This is a genomic window from Alicyclobacillus herbarius DSM 13609 (genome assembly GCF_000430585.1).
Classification (GTDB): Bacteria; Bacillota; Bacilli; order Alicyclobacillales; family Alicyclobacillaceae; genus Alicyclobacillus_G; species Alicyclobacillus_G herbarius.
In genome coordinates, this window is sequence record NZ_AUMH01000013.1 from 98,319 (window position 1) to 113,464 (window position 15,146).

General features: G+C 60.0%; 14 protein-coding genes. All 14 read left to right on the forward strand.

Annotation, left to right across the window (positions count from 1 at the left end):
* The first annotated feature begins 85 nt into the window (after window positions 1–85).
* Entirely contained in the window at window positions 86–2,536 is a 2,451-nt protein-coding gene (gene spoIIE / locus H522_RS0110515) for a stage II sporulation protein E (protein ID WP_026962282.1), read from the forward strand.
* 83 nt (window positions 2,537–2,619) lie between these two features.
* Entirely contained in the window at window positions 2,620–3,360 is a 741-nt protein-coding gene (locus H522_RS18880) for a vWA domain-containing protein (RefSeq protein ID WP_245578082.1), read from the forward strand.
* A 6-nt stretch (window positions 3,361–3,366) separates the two neighbouring features.
* On the forward strand, window positions 3,367–4,392 hold the full coding sequence (locus tag H522_RS20560; protein ID WP_051344165.1) for a protein kinase domain-containing protein: 1,026 nt from the start codon (window positions 3,367–3,369) through the stop codon (window positions 4,390–4,392).
* A 299-nt stretch (window positions 4,393–4,691) separates the two neighbouring features.
* Entirely contained in the window at window positions 4,692–6,203 is a 1,512-nt protein-coding gene (tilS, locus tag H522_RS0110535; RefSeq protein WP_026962284.1) for a tRNA lysidine(34) synthetase TilS, read from the forward strand.
* 34 nt (window positions 6,204–6,237) lie between these two features.
* The gene (gene hpt, locus H522_RS0110540; protein ID WP_026962285.1) at window positions 6,238–6,777 is read left to right on the forward strand and encodes a hypoxanthine phosphoribosyltransferase; all 540 of its coding nucleotides are present in this window, start codon (window positions 6,238–6,240) and stop codon (window positions 6,775–6,777) included.
* 153 nt (window positions 6,778–6,930) lie between these two features.
* A complete protein-coding gene (gene ftsH / locus H522_RS0110545; protein WP_026962286.1) occupies window positions 6,931–8,811 on the forward strand; it encodes an ATP-dependent zinc metalloprotease FtsH in 1,881 nt (626 codons plus the stop codon).
* 57 nt (window positions 8,812–8,868) lie between these two features.
* Entirely contained in the window at window positions 8,869–9,021 is a 153-nt protein-coding gene (locus H522_RS21525) for a hypothetical protein (protein WP_155836347.1), read from the forward strand.
* 18 nt (window positions 9,022–9,039) lie between these two features.
* Window positions 9,040–9,993 carry an Hsp33 family molecular chaperone HslO gene (gene hslO, locus H522_RS18890; RefSeq protein WP_281173096.1) on the forward strand — a complete coding sequence of 318 codons (954 nt, stop codon included), beginning with the start codon at window positions 9,040–9,042 and terminating at the stop codon, window positions 9,991–9,993.
* Window positions 9,990–10,820, forward strand: coding sequence for a dihydropteroate synthase (folP, locus tag H522_RS18895; RefSeq protein ID WP_245578083.1), 831 nt, complete (start codon window positions 9,990–9,992; stop codon window positions 10,818–10,820). Before hslO ends, folP begins: the two co-directional genes overlap by 4 nt.
* Window positions 10,821–10,828: 8 nt before the next feature.
* Window positions 10,829–11,353 carry a 2-amino-4-hydroxy-6-hydroxymethyldihydropteridine diphosphokinase gene (gene folK / locus H522_RS18900; RefSeq protein ID WP_035453477.1) on the forward strand — a complete coding sequence of 175 codons (525 nt, stop codon included), beginning with the start codon at window positions 10,829–10,831 and terminating at the stop codon, window positions 11,351–11,353.
* The gene (locus tag H522_RS0110570; protein ID WP_035453479.1) at window positions 11,307–11,528 is read left to right on the forward strand and encodes a helix-turn-helix domain-containing protein; all 222 of its coding nucleotides are present in this window, start codon (window positions 11,307–11,309) and stop codon (window positions 11,526–11,528) included. Before folK ends, H522_RS0110570 begins: the two co-directional genes overlap by 47 nt.
* Before the next feature lie 272 nt (window positions 11,529–11,800).
* A complete protein-coding gene (gene greA / locus H522_RS0110575; RefSeq protein WP_026962288.1) occupies window positions 11,801–12,277 on the forward strand; it encodes a transcription elongation factor GreA in 477 nt (158 codons plus the stop codon).
* Between the two features lie 161 nt (window positions 12,278–12,438).
* Window positions 12,439–13,980, forward strand: a complete 1,542-nt coding sequence (gene lysS, locus H522_RS18905) for a lysine--tRNA ligase (RefSeq protein WP_051344166.1) — start codon at window positions 12,439–12,441, stop codon at window positions 13,978–13,980.
* A gap of 136 nt (window positions 13,981–14,116) precedes the next feature.
* A complete protein-coding gene (gene nadE, locus H522_RS0110585; RefSeq protein ID WP_081412057.1) occupies window positions 14,117–14,968 on the forward strand; it encodes an ammonia-dependent NAD(+) synthetase in 852 nt (283 codons plus the stop codon).
* The last annotated feature ends 178 nt before the right edge of the window (window positions 14,969–15,146 follow it).

Genomic DNA, 15,146 nt, shown 5'->3' on the forward strand with positions numbered 1-15,146 from the left:
ACCCTACCAACGATACGAGGCGCACGGGGTGCGTCTGCCTGCCGCCCGCCCCGGTGCTTCGGATTCAGTTAAGGGGGAGTACGGAATGTCGCAGCAGTTTGTCCCAGCCATGGGTACGTCCAAGCCCAGAGCCGTCAAGGAGGGATGGCGGCGCCTGGTCCTGCGGCTGGCCCAAGCCGTCCTTCTCACCGGTCTCGCACTATTGCTCGGGCGGGCGTCCATCGGCCATGTCGTGTATCCGTTCGGGTTGGCGTTTTACGTCGTAGTCAGCGAAGTGGCGGGAAATCGGCGCAGCCTGCCCGCCTATGCGGCCATCGCAGGCGCCTATCTCGGGGCAGGGGTGAACAACGCGCTGCTCTTATTCGTTTCGTTTATGGTTTACCGCCTGCTGCGCAAAGCCCTGTTTGTCCGCCGCCAGCCCGATTTGCACTGGCTGCCGTTTATCGCCGGGTTTGTCGACACCGCCGTCCGCTTGGCGGCCACCGGCGGGATATGGACCCGCTACGACGTGTTTCTGGCGCTCGCCGAGGGGGCATTGGTCGTCATCCTGTCCCTCATTTTCTTGCAGTCGCTGCCTGTGCTGTTGGCGCACGGCAGTTCCGGCAGCCATAAACTTCGCCAGGACCAGGTCGTCAGCCTGGCGATTCTCGTCGGCTCCGTCATCACCGGCATGACGGGGGTCAGTCTGGCGGGTGTTGGCCTGGTCGGGGTGGCCATCGACTGGGTGGTGCTGACCCTGGCGGCGGCAGGCGGCATCGGCCTGGGCACCGCCTCCGCAATTGTCGTGGGCGTCTTGGCTATGCTCGATCACGCTCAGACCTTGGCCCAGGTGGCGGTGCTCGCGTTTGCCGGCCTGCTCGCCGGGACCCTAAAGGAGGCCGGTCGCATTTGGGGCGCGATTGCCTTTGTCGGAAGTCTCAGCCTCCTTACCCTTACCTTCGAGAACCAACTCTCCGCCCTCCTGGCCAGCATCACTGCCGCCGGAGTGGCTTCCATCCTCCACCTCTTGGCCCCGGCCGCGCTGCGTCGGCACATCGCCAGCTACGTGCCCGGTACGGCCGAACACCAGAAATCGGAGCAGGAGCACGTGCGCCGCGTGCGCGCCCTCTTATCCGAGAAGATGAACACCGTGGGGCAGGTGTTCGACGAACTCTCCGTCACCTTTGCCGATCCGGCCGCCAACGAATACCTGTCGGCCCGTCAGCTGCTCGAGGAGGCCGTCGGCCAAGCCGCCAAATCGGTCTGCAGCGGTTGCCCACGGCGAAAAAAGTGCTGGGAACAGGAGGGATATCAGACCTACCAGGCGATTGTCAAGGCGGTCGCCAAAATCGAGACGTCACGCGGTCCGGGTACCCTGCCGCCGGAGGAACTACGCGAGCGGTGCATCCGGATCGATCCGATGATGGGCGTGCTCCGCTACAACGTCGAGTTGACCGACCGGGACGCCAAGTGGCTGGCCAAGCTGCGCGAGCAGTCGCGTCTGGTGTCCGCGCAGATGGCGGGCGTTGCAGCCGTGGTCCGCCAGGTGGCCGAGCGGATGGACAAGGAAAACGAAGCCTCGTTGGGCGGGGAGGAACGCATCCTGGCGGCACTGGAGCAGCTTGGCCTGTACGTGCATCACGTCCACATCGTCAGCCTGGAACCGGGCAAGGTGGAAATCGAGGTGACGCAGCCTTCGCAGGGGGCGTACGAAAACTCGGTGCGCATGATTGCCCCACTGTTATCCGGCATCCTCGGCGAACACATCTCTGTGAGTGAGGTGAGATCGGACACATCCGGGCCCTGCACGGCGGTCTTTACGTCGGCCCGCATGTACAACGTCAAGACCGCCGTGGCCAGCGCCGCCCGCGACGGGCGATTGGTCTCTGGCGACACCTACAGCACGCTTGACCTTGGAAACGGCCGCTTCGCCATCGTCGTCAGCGACGGAATGGGCAACGGCGAACGGGCACGGCGCGAGTCGCGGGACGCCACAGAGCTGTTGAAAAAGCTCCTCAAGGCCGGGTTTGATGAACAGATGGCCATTAAGACGGTCAATTCGACCTTGATGTTGCGCTCGCGCGAGGAGATGTTCACCACCCTCGACATGGCGCTCATCGACCTCTACTCAGCCCGCGCCGAATTCTTGAAGATTGGTTCCGCCCCTAGCTTCCTGCGCCGGGACGGCAAGGTGCGGACCATTACGGCGGCCAACGTGCCCATCGGCATCCTGCAGGACATCGACGTGCAGACCGTGGATGAACAGTTGGCTCCAGGCGACATTCTCATCCTCGTTTCCGACGGGGTCTACGACGCCGCGCAAAGCCTGTACGACAAGGAGGACTGGCTGAAACGACAGATTGAGCACCTGCAGACGGACGATCCGCAGGCCATCGCGGACACGCTCCTGGAGGCGGCGGTCCGGATTAACCATGGCCAGATTCTCGATGACATGACGGTCTTGGTGGCGATGATTGAGCCACATCAACCGGAATGGGCAACCATCCAGGCCGAGGGGGTGGTCGGGTTGCGCCAGCTGCGGCGGCGCGGGGCCTGACGCTCCACCGCTGAATGACTCTCGCCGAGTTCGTCCATACTGCTAAAGATCTGTAAGAACGAAAAAGTATGGAGGTGCGAGAGTTGGCAGAATCGCAAGCGACGCTGCGGCAAATCCTCGTCATCACTGATGGTTGTTCCAACGTCGGTGAGGACCCGGTGCAGGCGGCAGAGCGGGCCCGTCGGCAAGGAATCGCCATCAACGTGATTGGGGTCGTAGACAAGGGAGACATGGGTCAACAAGGACGGGAGGAGGCGATGTCCATCGCGGACGCCGGCGGCGGTCTTTGCCGCATCGTGGAACCGCGGGAGTTGTCCAAAACCGCGCAGATGTTGACGCACCAGACGGTGCAGATGACCCTTCAACAAGTGGTCAATCAGGAGCTGATGCAAGCCCTGGGTAAAACGGTGGACGATTTGTCTCCGGCGGAGCGGGTGAAGGTGGCCCGCGTGATGGAGACGATGGAAGAAGAGGCGTGCCTGGTGCTGGTGGTGGCGGTAGATACCAGCGCCAGCATGCGGGAAAAGATGCCGACGGTGAAAGAGGCCATCCTCGACCTCTCGCTTTCCCTGCAGGCGCGCAAAGGCCCCTCCCAGGTGGCGGTCGTGGTTTTCCCTGGATCCGCCACTGAAATGGTCCGTACGGTGCAGCCCTTTCAGGACTCTGTCGATACCGCGGCCCTGGAGTCGATGCTCGTGGCCCGCGGCGGCACCCCCACGGGCCCGGCCATCGACTACGCGGCAGACCTGATTCGGAGTCGTCCGGATACCCCACAGTCCGAGCGGATCGATGCCTGGCCGGACGAACCCGCCTCTGGAGCGTGACGGGGCTTGAAGCTTCACCCGGGCACCGCCATTCGTGGCAAGTGGACGCAAGAACGGATTACGATTGAACGGCCGCTCGGGGAGGGCGCCAATGGGGCCGTCTACCTGGTCCGTGCCCGTGGTCAGCAGGCCGCAATGAAGGTATGTGCGTCCTCCCAGGACGTGGCCTTGGAGTGGGCCATTCTGGAACCGATGCATGGAGGCGCCTTCCCGCGTCCGTATTTCGTCGACGACGCTGTGGAGGTGCCTGCATGCTTCTTTTATGTCATGGAGTGGGTACCAGGTCAGCCCTTAAGCGACTGGACTGGTCGCCTGGCGCAGCAGGATTGGGACAAAATCCTGCTCCAGTTGCTGCAGGGACTGGCCACGCTGCACCAACGCGGACAAGCGTTTTGCGACATAAAGCCGCAAAACATCCTCTTGCACGGGGCACCGACGCCGGCCGCTCGCTTTGTCGACGTGGGCGGGGTTACCCCCTTTGGCCGATCCGTCCGTCAATTTACCCCCATCTATGACCGGGCCTTTTGGGGGATGGGCCCGCGGCGGGCTGACGCCGCGTATGACCTGTGCGCGCTGGCGCTCATGCTGTGGTTCAGCTGGACGAGCCTGCCCTCGGAAAAAATCCAGACGGCATCGGCCGAGGAGCGACACCGTTTCCTGGAGAAGGAGTTGACCCGCATGCGCCGCACCCCGCGCGGGCAGGTATTGGCGCAAGCGGTCTGTGGCGGGTACCAGAGTGCGCGGGACATGTGGTCCGCCTGGCAAGGGGCGCAGCACGCGACACCACACCGGCAAGCAGCGGCCGCCACCACATTACCGAGCCAGGTATACAAGGGAGGACGCGTCACCCGGGGACGCGCAGGGATCCGCCAGGCACGCGCAGGAACCCGCCAGCTACACGCAGGAAGCTCCGCGCGAGGGCAAGCCAGGGCGCGTGCCGTCGATTGGAGTGAGCGGGTGATGTGGGGCTGCATCGGTCTGGCTATCGTGGTTACGGCGGCAGCTTGGGTCGCGTATCGACCCTGGGCGTAGTTCCATGCTTGGGCGTAGTTCCATGAGCGTAGGGTTGTAGATACAGCGCCGTGGGCATCGAGAAGGGTTTGACTCTGGCAGCACGGCAGAGCCAGGCTGCCGGTGTCAGGCGCCGTAGGTTTCGTCCGACCGGCCACGCATACCGACGGGTGGACCAGGCCCCTTTGGTGTCCTGTCCCGGCTCTGTTATGATGGAAGCAACCCACGTTTGCAACGGCCGCGTGCACTGTCGCGTGGCGGATACAGTGAACTGCGACACGACGAAATGCGCGGGGGAAAGGCGAGGCGTACGTTCCGAAATGGCCAAAGTAGACCCAGAGCACATCCGACAACACTTGTGTGGATGGCTGGAGAACGGGCAAGGTCCCTTGGTGGCGGCCGTATCCGGCGGCGTCGATTCGATGGTGCTGTTGCACGCTTTGCATTCCGTGGCAGAGCGGTACGGCCGGCGCGTCGTGGCGGTTCATGTTCACCACGGGCTGCGTGCTGCGGCCGACCTGGATCAACAGCTGGTCGAAGCCACCTGCAAGGATTGGGGGGTGCCCTGCGTAGTCCGGCGCGTCGACCTGAAAGCCATGCCGAAGCCGCTTCGGCGTGGAGTCGAAGCCGACGCCCGCCGCTTGCGCTACCAGGCGCTAACGGAAGCGGCGCAGCAGGTCGGGGCGCAGCAGGTGTTTTTGGCCCACCACGCCGACGACCAGTTGGAAACCATCCTTTGGCGCTTGCTGCGCGGGACATCGCTCACCGGCATTGGCGGCATGCGGCCGCGCCGCGTGCGCGAGGGGATGGAGTGGCTGCGGCCTTTCCTACAACTCGAGAAGACCTGCCTTTACGCCTATGCCGAGCGCGAACAGGTGCCTTTCCGCGAGGACGAGTCCAACCGTTCGACCGAATATACCCGCAACTATCTGCGCCAGGAGATTCTACCCAGGCTGCGGCAGCTCGAGCCGCAGGCGGCGCGGATGGCCGCTCGCTTTGCCGAAGTGGTCCAGGAGGAGGACGCCTGGCTCGAGGCAGAGGCGCAGAGGGCGCTCGCCCAGTGCGCGTGGGAGAAGGACGGCGTCGCCACGCTGGACGTGCCCGCGTTCTTGTCGCTGGCTCGTCCTTTACAGCGCCGGATCGTTAAAATACTATTGTATTGTTTGGCGCCGAACGACTGGTCGCTGACCCATATTGACGCAGTGCTGCAGCTGGCGCGGGCGCAGAGCCCGTCGGCACGCGTCACGCTGGCGGGGGGATTTGCGGCATGGCGTGAATACGAGCGACTGTACATCGGGCCCCGTGCGGCTGGGACCTCGCGTGAGGGCAGCGCATTCTTGCGCGAGGGCAGTGCGTCCTTGCGTGAGGGCAGTGCACAGGTCGCGGGGGAGGCGCCCGAGCCGCAGATTTGGCCGCTGGCGGAGGGGACTTGCCTGACCTGGGCGGATGGGCCGAGTCGCTGGCGGTTTACCTGCCGAACTTGGACACCGGAAATGGGGCGGATCACGCCAGACGCTTGGACACTGTACCTGCCGTGGTTGCCCTCGGTCACGATGCGCCGGCCGCGTCCGGGAGACCGGGTGCGCCTGTTTGGATTGTCTGGCCGGCGCAAGCTGCAGGACGTTTTTGTCGATGCCAAGGTCCCGCGCAGGATGCGGGAAACTTGGCCGGTGGTATGCGTGGGTGAGGAGATTGTCTGGGTGCCGGGACTGAGACGAGCAGGCACGTACCTGCTGGAGACGGAAAGCCAACGTGGCTGGGTCATCACCTGCACCCCTTCTCATCCGGTCACTTTACATACGGTGGATTCTGGCTTTCCGGATACACACTGAAAGCATGAAACCCAATCGCATCGGGGAGGACATTATGCATCCAGATTTGGAAACTGTGTTATTTAGCGAGCAGCAGATTCTTGATAAGGTGGCTGAACTCGGCCGACAGCTGAGCGAGGACTATAAGGATAAGAACCCCTTGATGATTTGTGTTCTCAAAGGGGCCGTCTTGTTCATGGCGGACCTGGTCAAGCGCGTAGAGATTCCGCTGGAAATGGACTTTATGGCCATCTCTAGCTATGGGGCTTCCTCCAAGTCGTCCGGGATTGTGCGCATTTTAAAGGACCTCGAACGCCCGATAGAGGACCGCCATGTAGTGATTGTCGAGGACATCGTCGACACGGGCTTAACCTTGAAGTACTTGCGTGAGCACCTTCTGCACCGCCGGGCGGCGTCGGTTAAGGTGGTGGCGCTGTTCGACAAGCCGGAGGGCCGGGCGGTGGAGATTACGCCGGATTACTCCGGATTTACCGTCCCGAATCAGTTTATCGTCGGCTATGGCCTGGACTATGCGGAGCGCTACCGCAACCTGCCTTATGTGGGTGTCCTGAAGCCTGAGGTATACCAAAAATAGCCGGGTGCAAGCGGATGTGAAGCCAAGTACCCCACATCCGGGGCAGTCTGTCACATTCCTTTCATTGTATGCCTGGTTGATGCCTGGGCGGACGCTGTTCCAGAGATTTCGCGTATGATACAATAGTTCCGCCAGACCGGGAGGAGGCAAGGCATGAACAGGTTTTACCGAAATATTGTCTTTTACGTATTAATCCTGCTGCTCGTCGTGGCGGTCGTCAACTACCTGACGGGCCAGACCCGTAGCCCTTCGGATCTGTCCTACAGTCAGTTCGTCACCGAGGTCAAGCAGGGTGATGTAAAGAAGGACCCGGGTGTCCTCATCACGCCGGAAGGCCTGACGGCGACGATAGACGGCGAACTGACGGATGGCAAAAAGTTTTCTACGCGAGTCCTCCTCAACCACGACGTGACGCAGTTTCTTGAGGACAATAAGGTAAATGTGACGGTGGCTCCGCAGCCGCGCGGCTCGATTTGGGTGCAATTCCTCGAATCGGTTCTACCGTTTATTTTTCTGTTCATCCTCATGTTCTTCCTGTTCAATCAGGCACAAGGCGGCGGCAGCCGGGTGATGAACTTCGGCAAGAGCCGAGCCCGTCTCTATACGGAAGAAAAGCGCAAGGTCACATTCCGCGACGTGGCCGGCGCCGACGAGGAAAAGGCGGAACTGGTGGAGATTGTCGAGTTTCTGCGAGATCCGAAACGGTTCTCCGCGCTAGGGGCTCGGATTCCAAAAGGCGTCCTGCTGGTCGGACCTCCCGGTACCGGTAAGACGCTGCTGGCGCGGGCGGTGGCAGGCGAGGCTGGGGTGCCGTTTTTCAGTATCAGCGGCTCCGACTTCGTCGAGATGTTTGTCGGCGTCGGCGCCTCGCGCGTGCGCGACTTGTTTGAACAGGCGAAGAAGAACGCGCCCTGCATCATCTTTATCGACGAGATTGATGCGGTCGGCCGACACCGCGGTGCCGGTCTCGGCGGTGGCCACGATGAACGGGAACAGACGTTGAACCAGCTGTTGGTGGAAATGGACGGCTTTTCGTCGAATGAAGGCATCATCATCATCGCCGCGACCAACCGTCCCGATATTCTCGATCCAGCCTTGCTTCGCCCCGGTCGCTTTGACCGGCAGATTATCGTCAACCGGCCGGACGTAAAGGGACGCGAAGAGATTCTGCGCGTCCACGCCCGCAATAAACCGTTGACCTCCGACGTTAGATTGGATGTCATCGCCAAGCGGACGCCTGGATTCACAGGTGCTGACTTGGAAAACGTCTTGAACGAGGCCGCGCTGTTAGCAGCCCGTAAGCGGGAATCACAGATTACGCAGGCGGACGTCGACGAAGCGATTGACCGCGTGATGGCTGGTCCGGAAAAGCGCAGTCGGGTGATGACCGAGCACGAACGGCGGCTGGTGGCGTATCACGAGTCTGGGCACGCGGTGATTGGCTACTTTGTCCAAAACGCCGAGACGGTGCATAAGGTGACCATCATCCCGCGCGGTATGGCCGGAGGCTATACGGTCACCCTGCCGAAGGAAGACCGCTACTTCATGACGAAGCAGGAGATGCTCGACCGCATCTGTGGACTCTTGGGTGGTCGGGTCGCGGAGGAAATTATCTTTGGCGAAATCAGCACCGGCGCTTCCAATGACCTGGAGCGCGTGACCGAGATTGCCCGGCAGATGGTGACGCAGTACGGCATGAGCGATCGATTGGGCTTGATGCAGTACGGCAGCCGGCAGGGTCAGGTGTTCCTGGGCAAGGACCTGTCGACCGAACAAAACTACAGTGACCAAGTCGCCTACGAGATCGACCAAGAGATGAAGTCGATTGTGGAAGCGTGCCACAAGCGGACCCGGCAGATTCTCACCGAGCGGCGCGATCGCTTAGAGGCGCTGGCACAGCTGTTGCTGGAAAAAGAGACGGTGGATGAAGAAGAGATTCGGAATGTGATGGAGGGGGGTTCCGGCGGATCGTCCGATTCAGGTCAGGATGGCGAAGCGACTCAGAAGCGCGATGAGGAAGACCGCTCGGAGTAAGATGGGAGTCAAACCTGCGCGGATGGAATCGGTTGGAGATGCGGGTGTCCGCTCCCGATGCGAAAGATGCGGAATTTGAAAATGGATGCTACCCTCGGGTTCCGACTCGGGGGCTTTTTTCTCAGCGTATGGGGGCAGCCTATCACGCGACCTTATCAGCTGGACTTGATGGAGCACCCGACCATCGACATTGTCGAGTGTGCGACATAGCCCCGGAGGTTGAAAGACATGGCGGGAAATCCGACAAACAACATGATACAGACGAAAGATGTGGCCGTGCGGGGATTGGCCCGATGCGGACGTGTACGGCTCCTGGCATGCGTGACCACCCACTTGGTGAACGAATTGCAGCGCCGGCACGGTACTTGGCCGGTCGCCACGGCCGCGTTGGGGAGAACCGCCTCTGTGGCGGCGATGATGGCGATGCAGTTGAAGGGACAAGAGCGGTTGACGGTGCAAGTGAAGGGCGACGGTCCGTTGGGCGCCATTTTGGTTGACGCGGACTCCGACGGGCACGTGCGCGGCTATGTTCAGCATCCGCATGTTCACTTGCCAGCCAATGCGCTCGGCAAACTGGACGTGGGTGGCGCGGTTGGGCACGGGATGTTGTATGTGCTCCGCGATATGGGACTAAGAGAGGTCTACCGGGGCGGGGTAGAACTGCAGACGGGCGAAATTGGCGACGATTTCACGTATTATTTTGCTGTGTCCGAGCAGACGCCTTCGTCGGTCGGGGCCGGCGTTTTGGTCGATACGGACAACACCGTCATCTGCTCTGGCGGGTTTATTGTGCAACTCTTGCCTGGCCACACCGACGAGGACATCGATTGGGTGGAGGCGCAGATTCGCGGTTTGTCCAGCGTCACAGATTTGCTGCGGGGCGGCATGGATGCCACGGGGCTGGCGGCCACCGTACTCCCGGATGTGGAGATCCTGGAGGAGCGTCCGCTGGCCTTCCGCTGTACCTGCTCGCGGGACCGGTTGCGGCGGATTCTGCTCGGGTTGGGGAAAGAGGAGTTGCAGGCGATGCTTGCGGAGGAAGGGGATGCGGAAGTCGTCTGCCACTTCTGCTCTGAGGTGTACCGGTTTTCTGGGGATGAGCTGGAAGCGATGATTGCGGAACTGGCGGATAAACCAGGGGACTCGAAGCTGGTGCTGGATGATGGGAGAGAGGACGGATGAGCGGTATGACAACGATGACGCAAGCGGACACCCAGGCGCGGTTACAGTCGGATGGGGTCCTGGTAATGGGGATTGTCAACGTGACGCCAGATTCGTTTTCGGACGGCGGACAGTATTTTCATCCGCAAGCGGCCATTCAGCATGCCTATCGCCTGTTGGAGGCGGGGGCGGATATTTTGGATATTGGCGGGGAGAGTACCCGTCCAGGCCATACACCGGTCCCGGCGGATGAGGAATGGCGCCGGTTGGAGCCGGTCCTGACAGAATTAACCCGCCACACCGACGCTGTGATTTCGGTGGACACGTATAAAGGGGCCACAGCGCGGCGCGCGTTGGAGTTGGGGGTACATATCATCAATGACGTGTGGGGTGGACTGGCCGACAGCGACATCCTGCGTGCGGCAGCCGACGCCGACTGTACGTACATCTGGATGCACAACCGTGAACAGCCGGCGGAATCGGACGCGTTTGCGGTCTTGTTGGAGGAGACAAAACGCGGGGTCGAGCGCTGCCTAGAAGCCGGTATTCGCCCGCAGAACCTCTGGATTGACCCGGGCGTCGGCTTTGGCAAAACGTATGAGCAGAACCTGACCGTCCTCAGGCGCTTGCCTGAATACTGTCAGTTGGGCTACCCGGTGCTGCTTGGGACAAGCCGGAAGCGGTTCATCGGGCGTGCGCTGGATAAGGAAGTCGAGGAACGCTTGATTGGTTCTCTGGCCACGGTTTCGTGGGGCGTGATGGCCGGGGTTCGGGCGGTTCGTGTCCACGACGTGGCGGAGACTGTACAGATGTGTCGTATGTTGGAAGCCATCTGCAACGCGGAGTGATCCCGATTATGGAACCGGTACCGGCGTATATCGGCGTAGGGGCAAACTTGGGCAACCGCGGGGAGACCTTGACCGCCGCGGTGAAGGAGCTCGGGCGGCTTGCAAGTGGTGGACAGATGCGCCTCTCTGCGGTGTATGAGACCAAGCCGGTGGGCTACCTGGAACAGCCTGATTTCCTGAACATGGTCGTGGAAATTCCGGTTACGCTGCGGCCGCTGGCTCTACTCGCGCGCCTGCAGGCGTTAGAGGCGGCCTTCGGTCGCGTGCGTACCATTCGTTTTGGTCCGCGTACCTTGGACCTTGATATTCTGTTATACGGGAACGAATACGTCTGTTTTCAAAATCTCCAAGTCCCTCATCCCCGGCTCTGGGAGCGAGCGTTCGCGGTCGTGCCATTGGCGGATTTGGTGCCGGAGAGAAAGGCGTTGGGCGGCGCGAGCATGGCGCGTCTGGCAGAGAGGCTGCGTGGTGAAGGGGGGGTCCGGCGTGTCGGAGACCTTTTCCAGGCGGTTGCGCGCGTATCGAAAGCTTAAGTGCCTGACCCAGATCGAGTTGGCCCATCGCGCCGGAGTCAGCGTGACGGTGGTCGGCCAATTGGAACGTGGAACCCGCGCCCCGACCTCGGACATCCTCCGGCGCATCTGTCGTGCCCTGAGTGTCGATGTCCACGAGCTGTGGCCGAATTCGTCCTGTCGTCCAAACAAATAACAGATTTGGGCATGAATGCGCTGTCGCAGTTCGTTGACTTTGCTCCTGTGGCTCTCTATAATTGCGCGTAGACGCAATCTGGAAGTGCGGTGAAACACTGCGGTGCGGCGCCTAAGTGGCCGGATGCGTGTCGGTCCGGTCATGGCGCGCGCATCGTCAGTGTTTTCTACCATCTTGCCGGGGAATACCGAGGATGCCAACGGGCATAGAGATGGGTATTGCAAATCAAGCCGTAGGTTTGAACAATGGCGGTTTTTAAAGGAGAGACAGGTATGGCAGAAAAGGAAGTCCTGTTGACCCCCGAAGGTCTGCAGAAGTTGGAGGAAGAACTGGAGCACCTGAAGACGGTCAAGCGGCGCGAGGTCGCCGAACGCATCAAGTTGGCCATCAGTTACGGAGATATTAGTGAAAATTCCGAGTATGAGGATGCAAAGAATGAGCAAGCGTTTGTCGAAGGGCGCATCTTGACGTTGGAGAAAATGCTCCGCAACGCGCGCGTCATTCAGAACAATGAAGTCGATACGGACATTGTCAGCATCGGATCGACCGTGAAATTGAAAGACCTGGAGTTTGACGAAGAGGTCGAGTACACGATTGTTGGTTCCGCCGAGGCCGATCCGGCCCGTAACAAAATTTCCAACGAGTCGCCGGTCGGCAAGGCGTTGCTCGGTAAGGCGGTCGGATCGGTCGTCGACGTGGCCGTGCCGTCGGGAACCATTCAATTCCGCATTCTCGAGATTAAACGCTGACTGATGGAATGGCGTGTCCGGACTGCCGCAAAAGGCGTCTGAACGAGGGCTGCTGTCGCTTGACGCCGCTCGGATATGTATAATGAATAGGACAGTGCATGGACAACTGGGGGCGAGGCCAGGCGAGAGTCTGGACCTCGCCTGTATTCGTGAGGTGAATCATGGAGGAACGTGATTTGTACCAAACTCGCCTGAACAAGCTGGAAGAGCTGCGCAAGCGCGGCATCAACCCGTTTGGTACACGCTACGAGGTCACTCACCACGCCGCCGATATCCTCGCGTGGGCTGGCGATAAGTCGAAGGAAGAGCTAGACGAGACAAAGCTGCGGGTTTCCATTGCGGGCCGCATGCTGGTTCGGCGCGGGCACGGCAAGGCGACCTTCGCGGTGATTCAGGACAGAACCGGAACGATTCAAATTTACGCCAAGATTGATGTCCTGGGCGAGGAGAATTACGAGGTCTTTCGCCTGCTCGATCTCGGGGACTTCATCGGTGTGGAAGGCCCGGTGTTCCGGACCAATCGGGGCGAGGTGACCGTGTTGGCAGAACGCCTGACGGTGCTTGCCAAATCGCTGCGCCCCTTACCGGAGAAGTGGCACGGACTGAAGGACGTGGAGGCTCGGTATCGGCAGCGTTACCTGGATTTGGTGGTGAATCCGGAAACCCGCGAGACGTTCATCGCGCGCACCCGTATCATCCAGGCCATTCGGCACTACCTGGACGGGCAGGGATTTCTTGAGGTGGAGACGCCGACCCTGCACAGTGTTGCGAGTGGGGCGCACGCTCGACCGTTTATCACCCACCACAACGCGTTGGATATGACGCTGCACCTGCGGATCGCTTTGGAGCTGCACTTAAAGCGCCTGATTGTCGGTGGGCTGGAGCGCGTGTATGAAATTGGCCGCGTGTACCGTAACGAAGGCATCTCGACCCGTCATAACCCCGAGTTTACGATGCTTGAGTTGTACCAGGCGTATGCAGACTTTCACGACATGATGGACCTCACCGAAAACATGGTGCGGGTCGCCGCCCAGGCTGTTCACCAATCGCTGGTCATCCCGTACGGTGAACACGAGATTGACTTGACGGGGCCATGGCAGCGCCGGCACATGGTGGACCTGATTCGCGAACAAACCGGGGTCGATTTTTGGTCTGTCCGAACCGTTGAGGAAGCCCGGGCCTTGGCGGACAAGCATGGGGTGGCCATCCAGCCAGCGATGGAGTACGGACACATTGTCAATGAGTTCTTTGAGCAGAAAGTTGAACACACGCTGATTCAACCCACGTTCGTCTATGGCCATCCGGTGGAAATTTCGCCGCTGGCGAAAAAGAATGCGGAGGATGAACGGTTTACCGACCGCTTTGAACTGTTTATTGTTGGCCGCGAGCACGCCAACGCCTTCAGTGAATTGAACGATCCGCTGGATCAGCGGGAGCGTTTCTTGCAACAAGCGAAGGAAAAGGCGGCGGGTAACGAAGAAGCCCTCGAGCTGGATGAAGACTTCCTGCTGGCGATGGAGCACGGAATGCCGCCCACGGGTGGCCTGGGGGTCGGAATTGATCGGCTCGTGATGCTTCTGACCAATCAACCGTCGATTCGTGACGTGCTGCTGTTCCCGTTGTTGCGCGAGCGGGTGGACAACGCGGCGGAGACCCCGTCGACGGCGGAGGATCCGAGCACGGCGCAGTCCCAACGGACCTGACGATGTTGGACAAGCGGATGATTTGAGACTGTGAACGGGCGCCTTGGGAAAAGGCGCCCGTGGCACTTCGAGCGTTATTCATTGGATGCGCCCGGTACGAAGGGTATACTCTTTCAAAAAGAGGGAGGAGTAAATATTGAGGCCATTGCAACAAGAAATTATCAAGGCGCTAGGTGTCAAGCCGGTGATTGATCCAGAGCAGGAAATTCGTATGCGGGTAAATTTCCTGAAGGATTATCTTAGGTTCACCGGTTCTGCGGGTTATGTGCTCGGCATCTCAGGTGGTCAGGATTCATGCTTGGCTGGAAAGCTGGCACAAATGGCGGTTTCTGAACTCCGTAGTGAAACTGGCAAGAGCTATAAGTTTGTGGCGGTCCGCCTGCCTTACGGCAGACAAAAAGATGAGGAAGACGCGCAGCGTGCACTTCGCTTTATTAGTCCGGATGAGAGCATTACTTTTAACATCGAAGCGCCTGTGGTAGTCACGGCACTGCAGTATCAAGTCGCGTGTGGCGAGTCGCTTTCGGATTATCATAAAGGCAATGTCAAAGCCAGAATGCGCATGATTGCTCAATACGCAATCGGTGGCCAACAGAACCTGCTGGTCGTCGGAACGGATCATGCCGCAGAAGCGATAACTGGGTTTTATACCAAGTACGGCGATGGTGGAGCAGATATTTTGCCCATCAGCGGACTGAATAAACGCCAAGGCAAGATGCTATTGCAGGCACTTGGAGCAGATCCACTGATTTATAACAAGACACCAACGGCAGATTTGCTCGATGAAAAACCTCAGCAAGCAGATGAAGCTGAGCTGGGCATCTCTTATCAAGAGATTGACGATTATCTAGAAGGGAAAGACATTCCGAAAGAGATTGCCCAAAAGATTGAAGCACGCTATATGCAAACCATGCACAAGCGTCAGATGCCTGTAACGATTTACGATGAGTGGTGGAGGAAGGGCGGAAACAAAAACTTCCAGGTATAATTCGCTTGCATTTTGGGAACCAGCGTGCTATATTAGTCAGCGTCGCCAATCGACCGGCGGCCCTGAAAACCGCAAAACATCGGCATCCAACATCTACCGCTTGCAATTATGGCGTGTGGGTGATACGATGAACGATGCCGCTTGCGACCGGATAGCCCGGTCACTGCGGGAACAGGTG

What these genes read in the sequence shown, in the direction of transcription:
- H522_RS21525 (WP_155836347.1), top strand. Translation starts at nt 8,869, where the DNA reads ATGCGAAAGATGCGGAATTTGAAAATGGATGCTACCCTCGGGTTCCGA.
- hslO (WP_281173096.1), top strand. Translation starts at nt 9,040, where the DNA reads ATGGCGGGAAATCCGACAAACAACATGATACAGACGAAAGATGTGGCC.
- folK (WP_035453477.1), top strand. Translation starts at nt 10,829, where the DNA reads ATGGAACCGGTACCGGCGTATATCGGCGTAGGGGCAAACTTGGGCAAC.
- spoIIE (WP_026962282.1), top strand. Translation starts at nt 86, where the DNA reads ATGTCGCAGCAGTTTGTCCCAGCCATGGGTACGTCCAAGCCCAGAGCC.
- folP (WP_245578083.1), top strand. Translation starts at nt 9,990, where the DNA reads ATGAGCGGTATGACAACGATGACGCAAGCGGACACCCAGGCGCGGTTA.
- ftsH (WP_026962286.1), top strand. Translation starts at nt 6,931, where the DNA reads ATGAACAGGTTTTACCGAAATATTGTCTTTTACGTATTAATCCTGCTG.
- hpt (WP_026962285.1), top strand. Translation starts at nt 6,238, where the DNA reads ATGCATCCAGATTTGGAAACTGTGTTATTTAGCGAGCAGCAGATTCTT.
- tilS (WP_026962284.1), top strand. Translation starts at nt 4,692, where the DNA reads ATGGCCAAAGTAGACCCAGAGCACATCCGACAACACTTGTGTGGATGG.
- greA (WP_026962288.1), top strand. Translation starts at nt 11,801, where the DNA reads ATGGCAGAAAAGGAAGTCCTGTTGACCCCCGAAGGTCTGCAGAAGTTG.
- lysS (WP_051344166.1), top strand. Translation starts at nt 12,439, where the DNA reads ATGGAGGAACGTGATTTGTACCAAACTCGCCTGAACAAGCTGGAAGAG.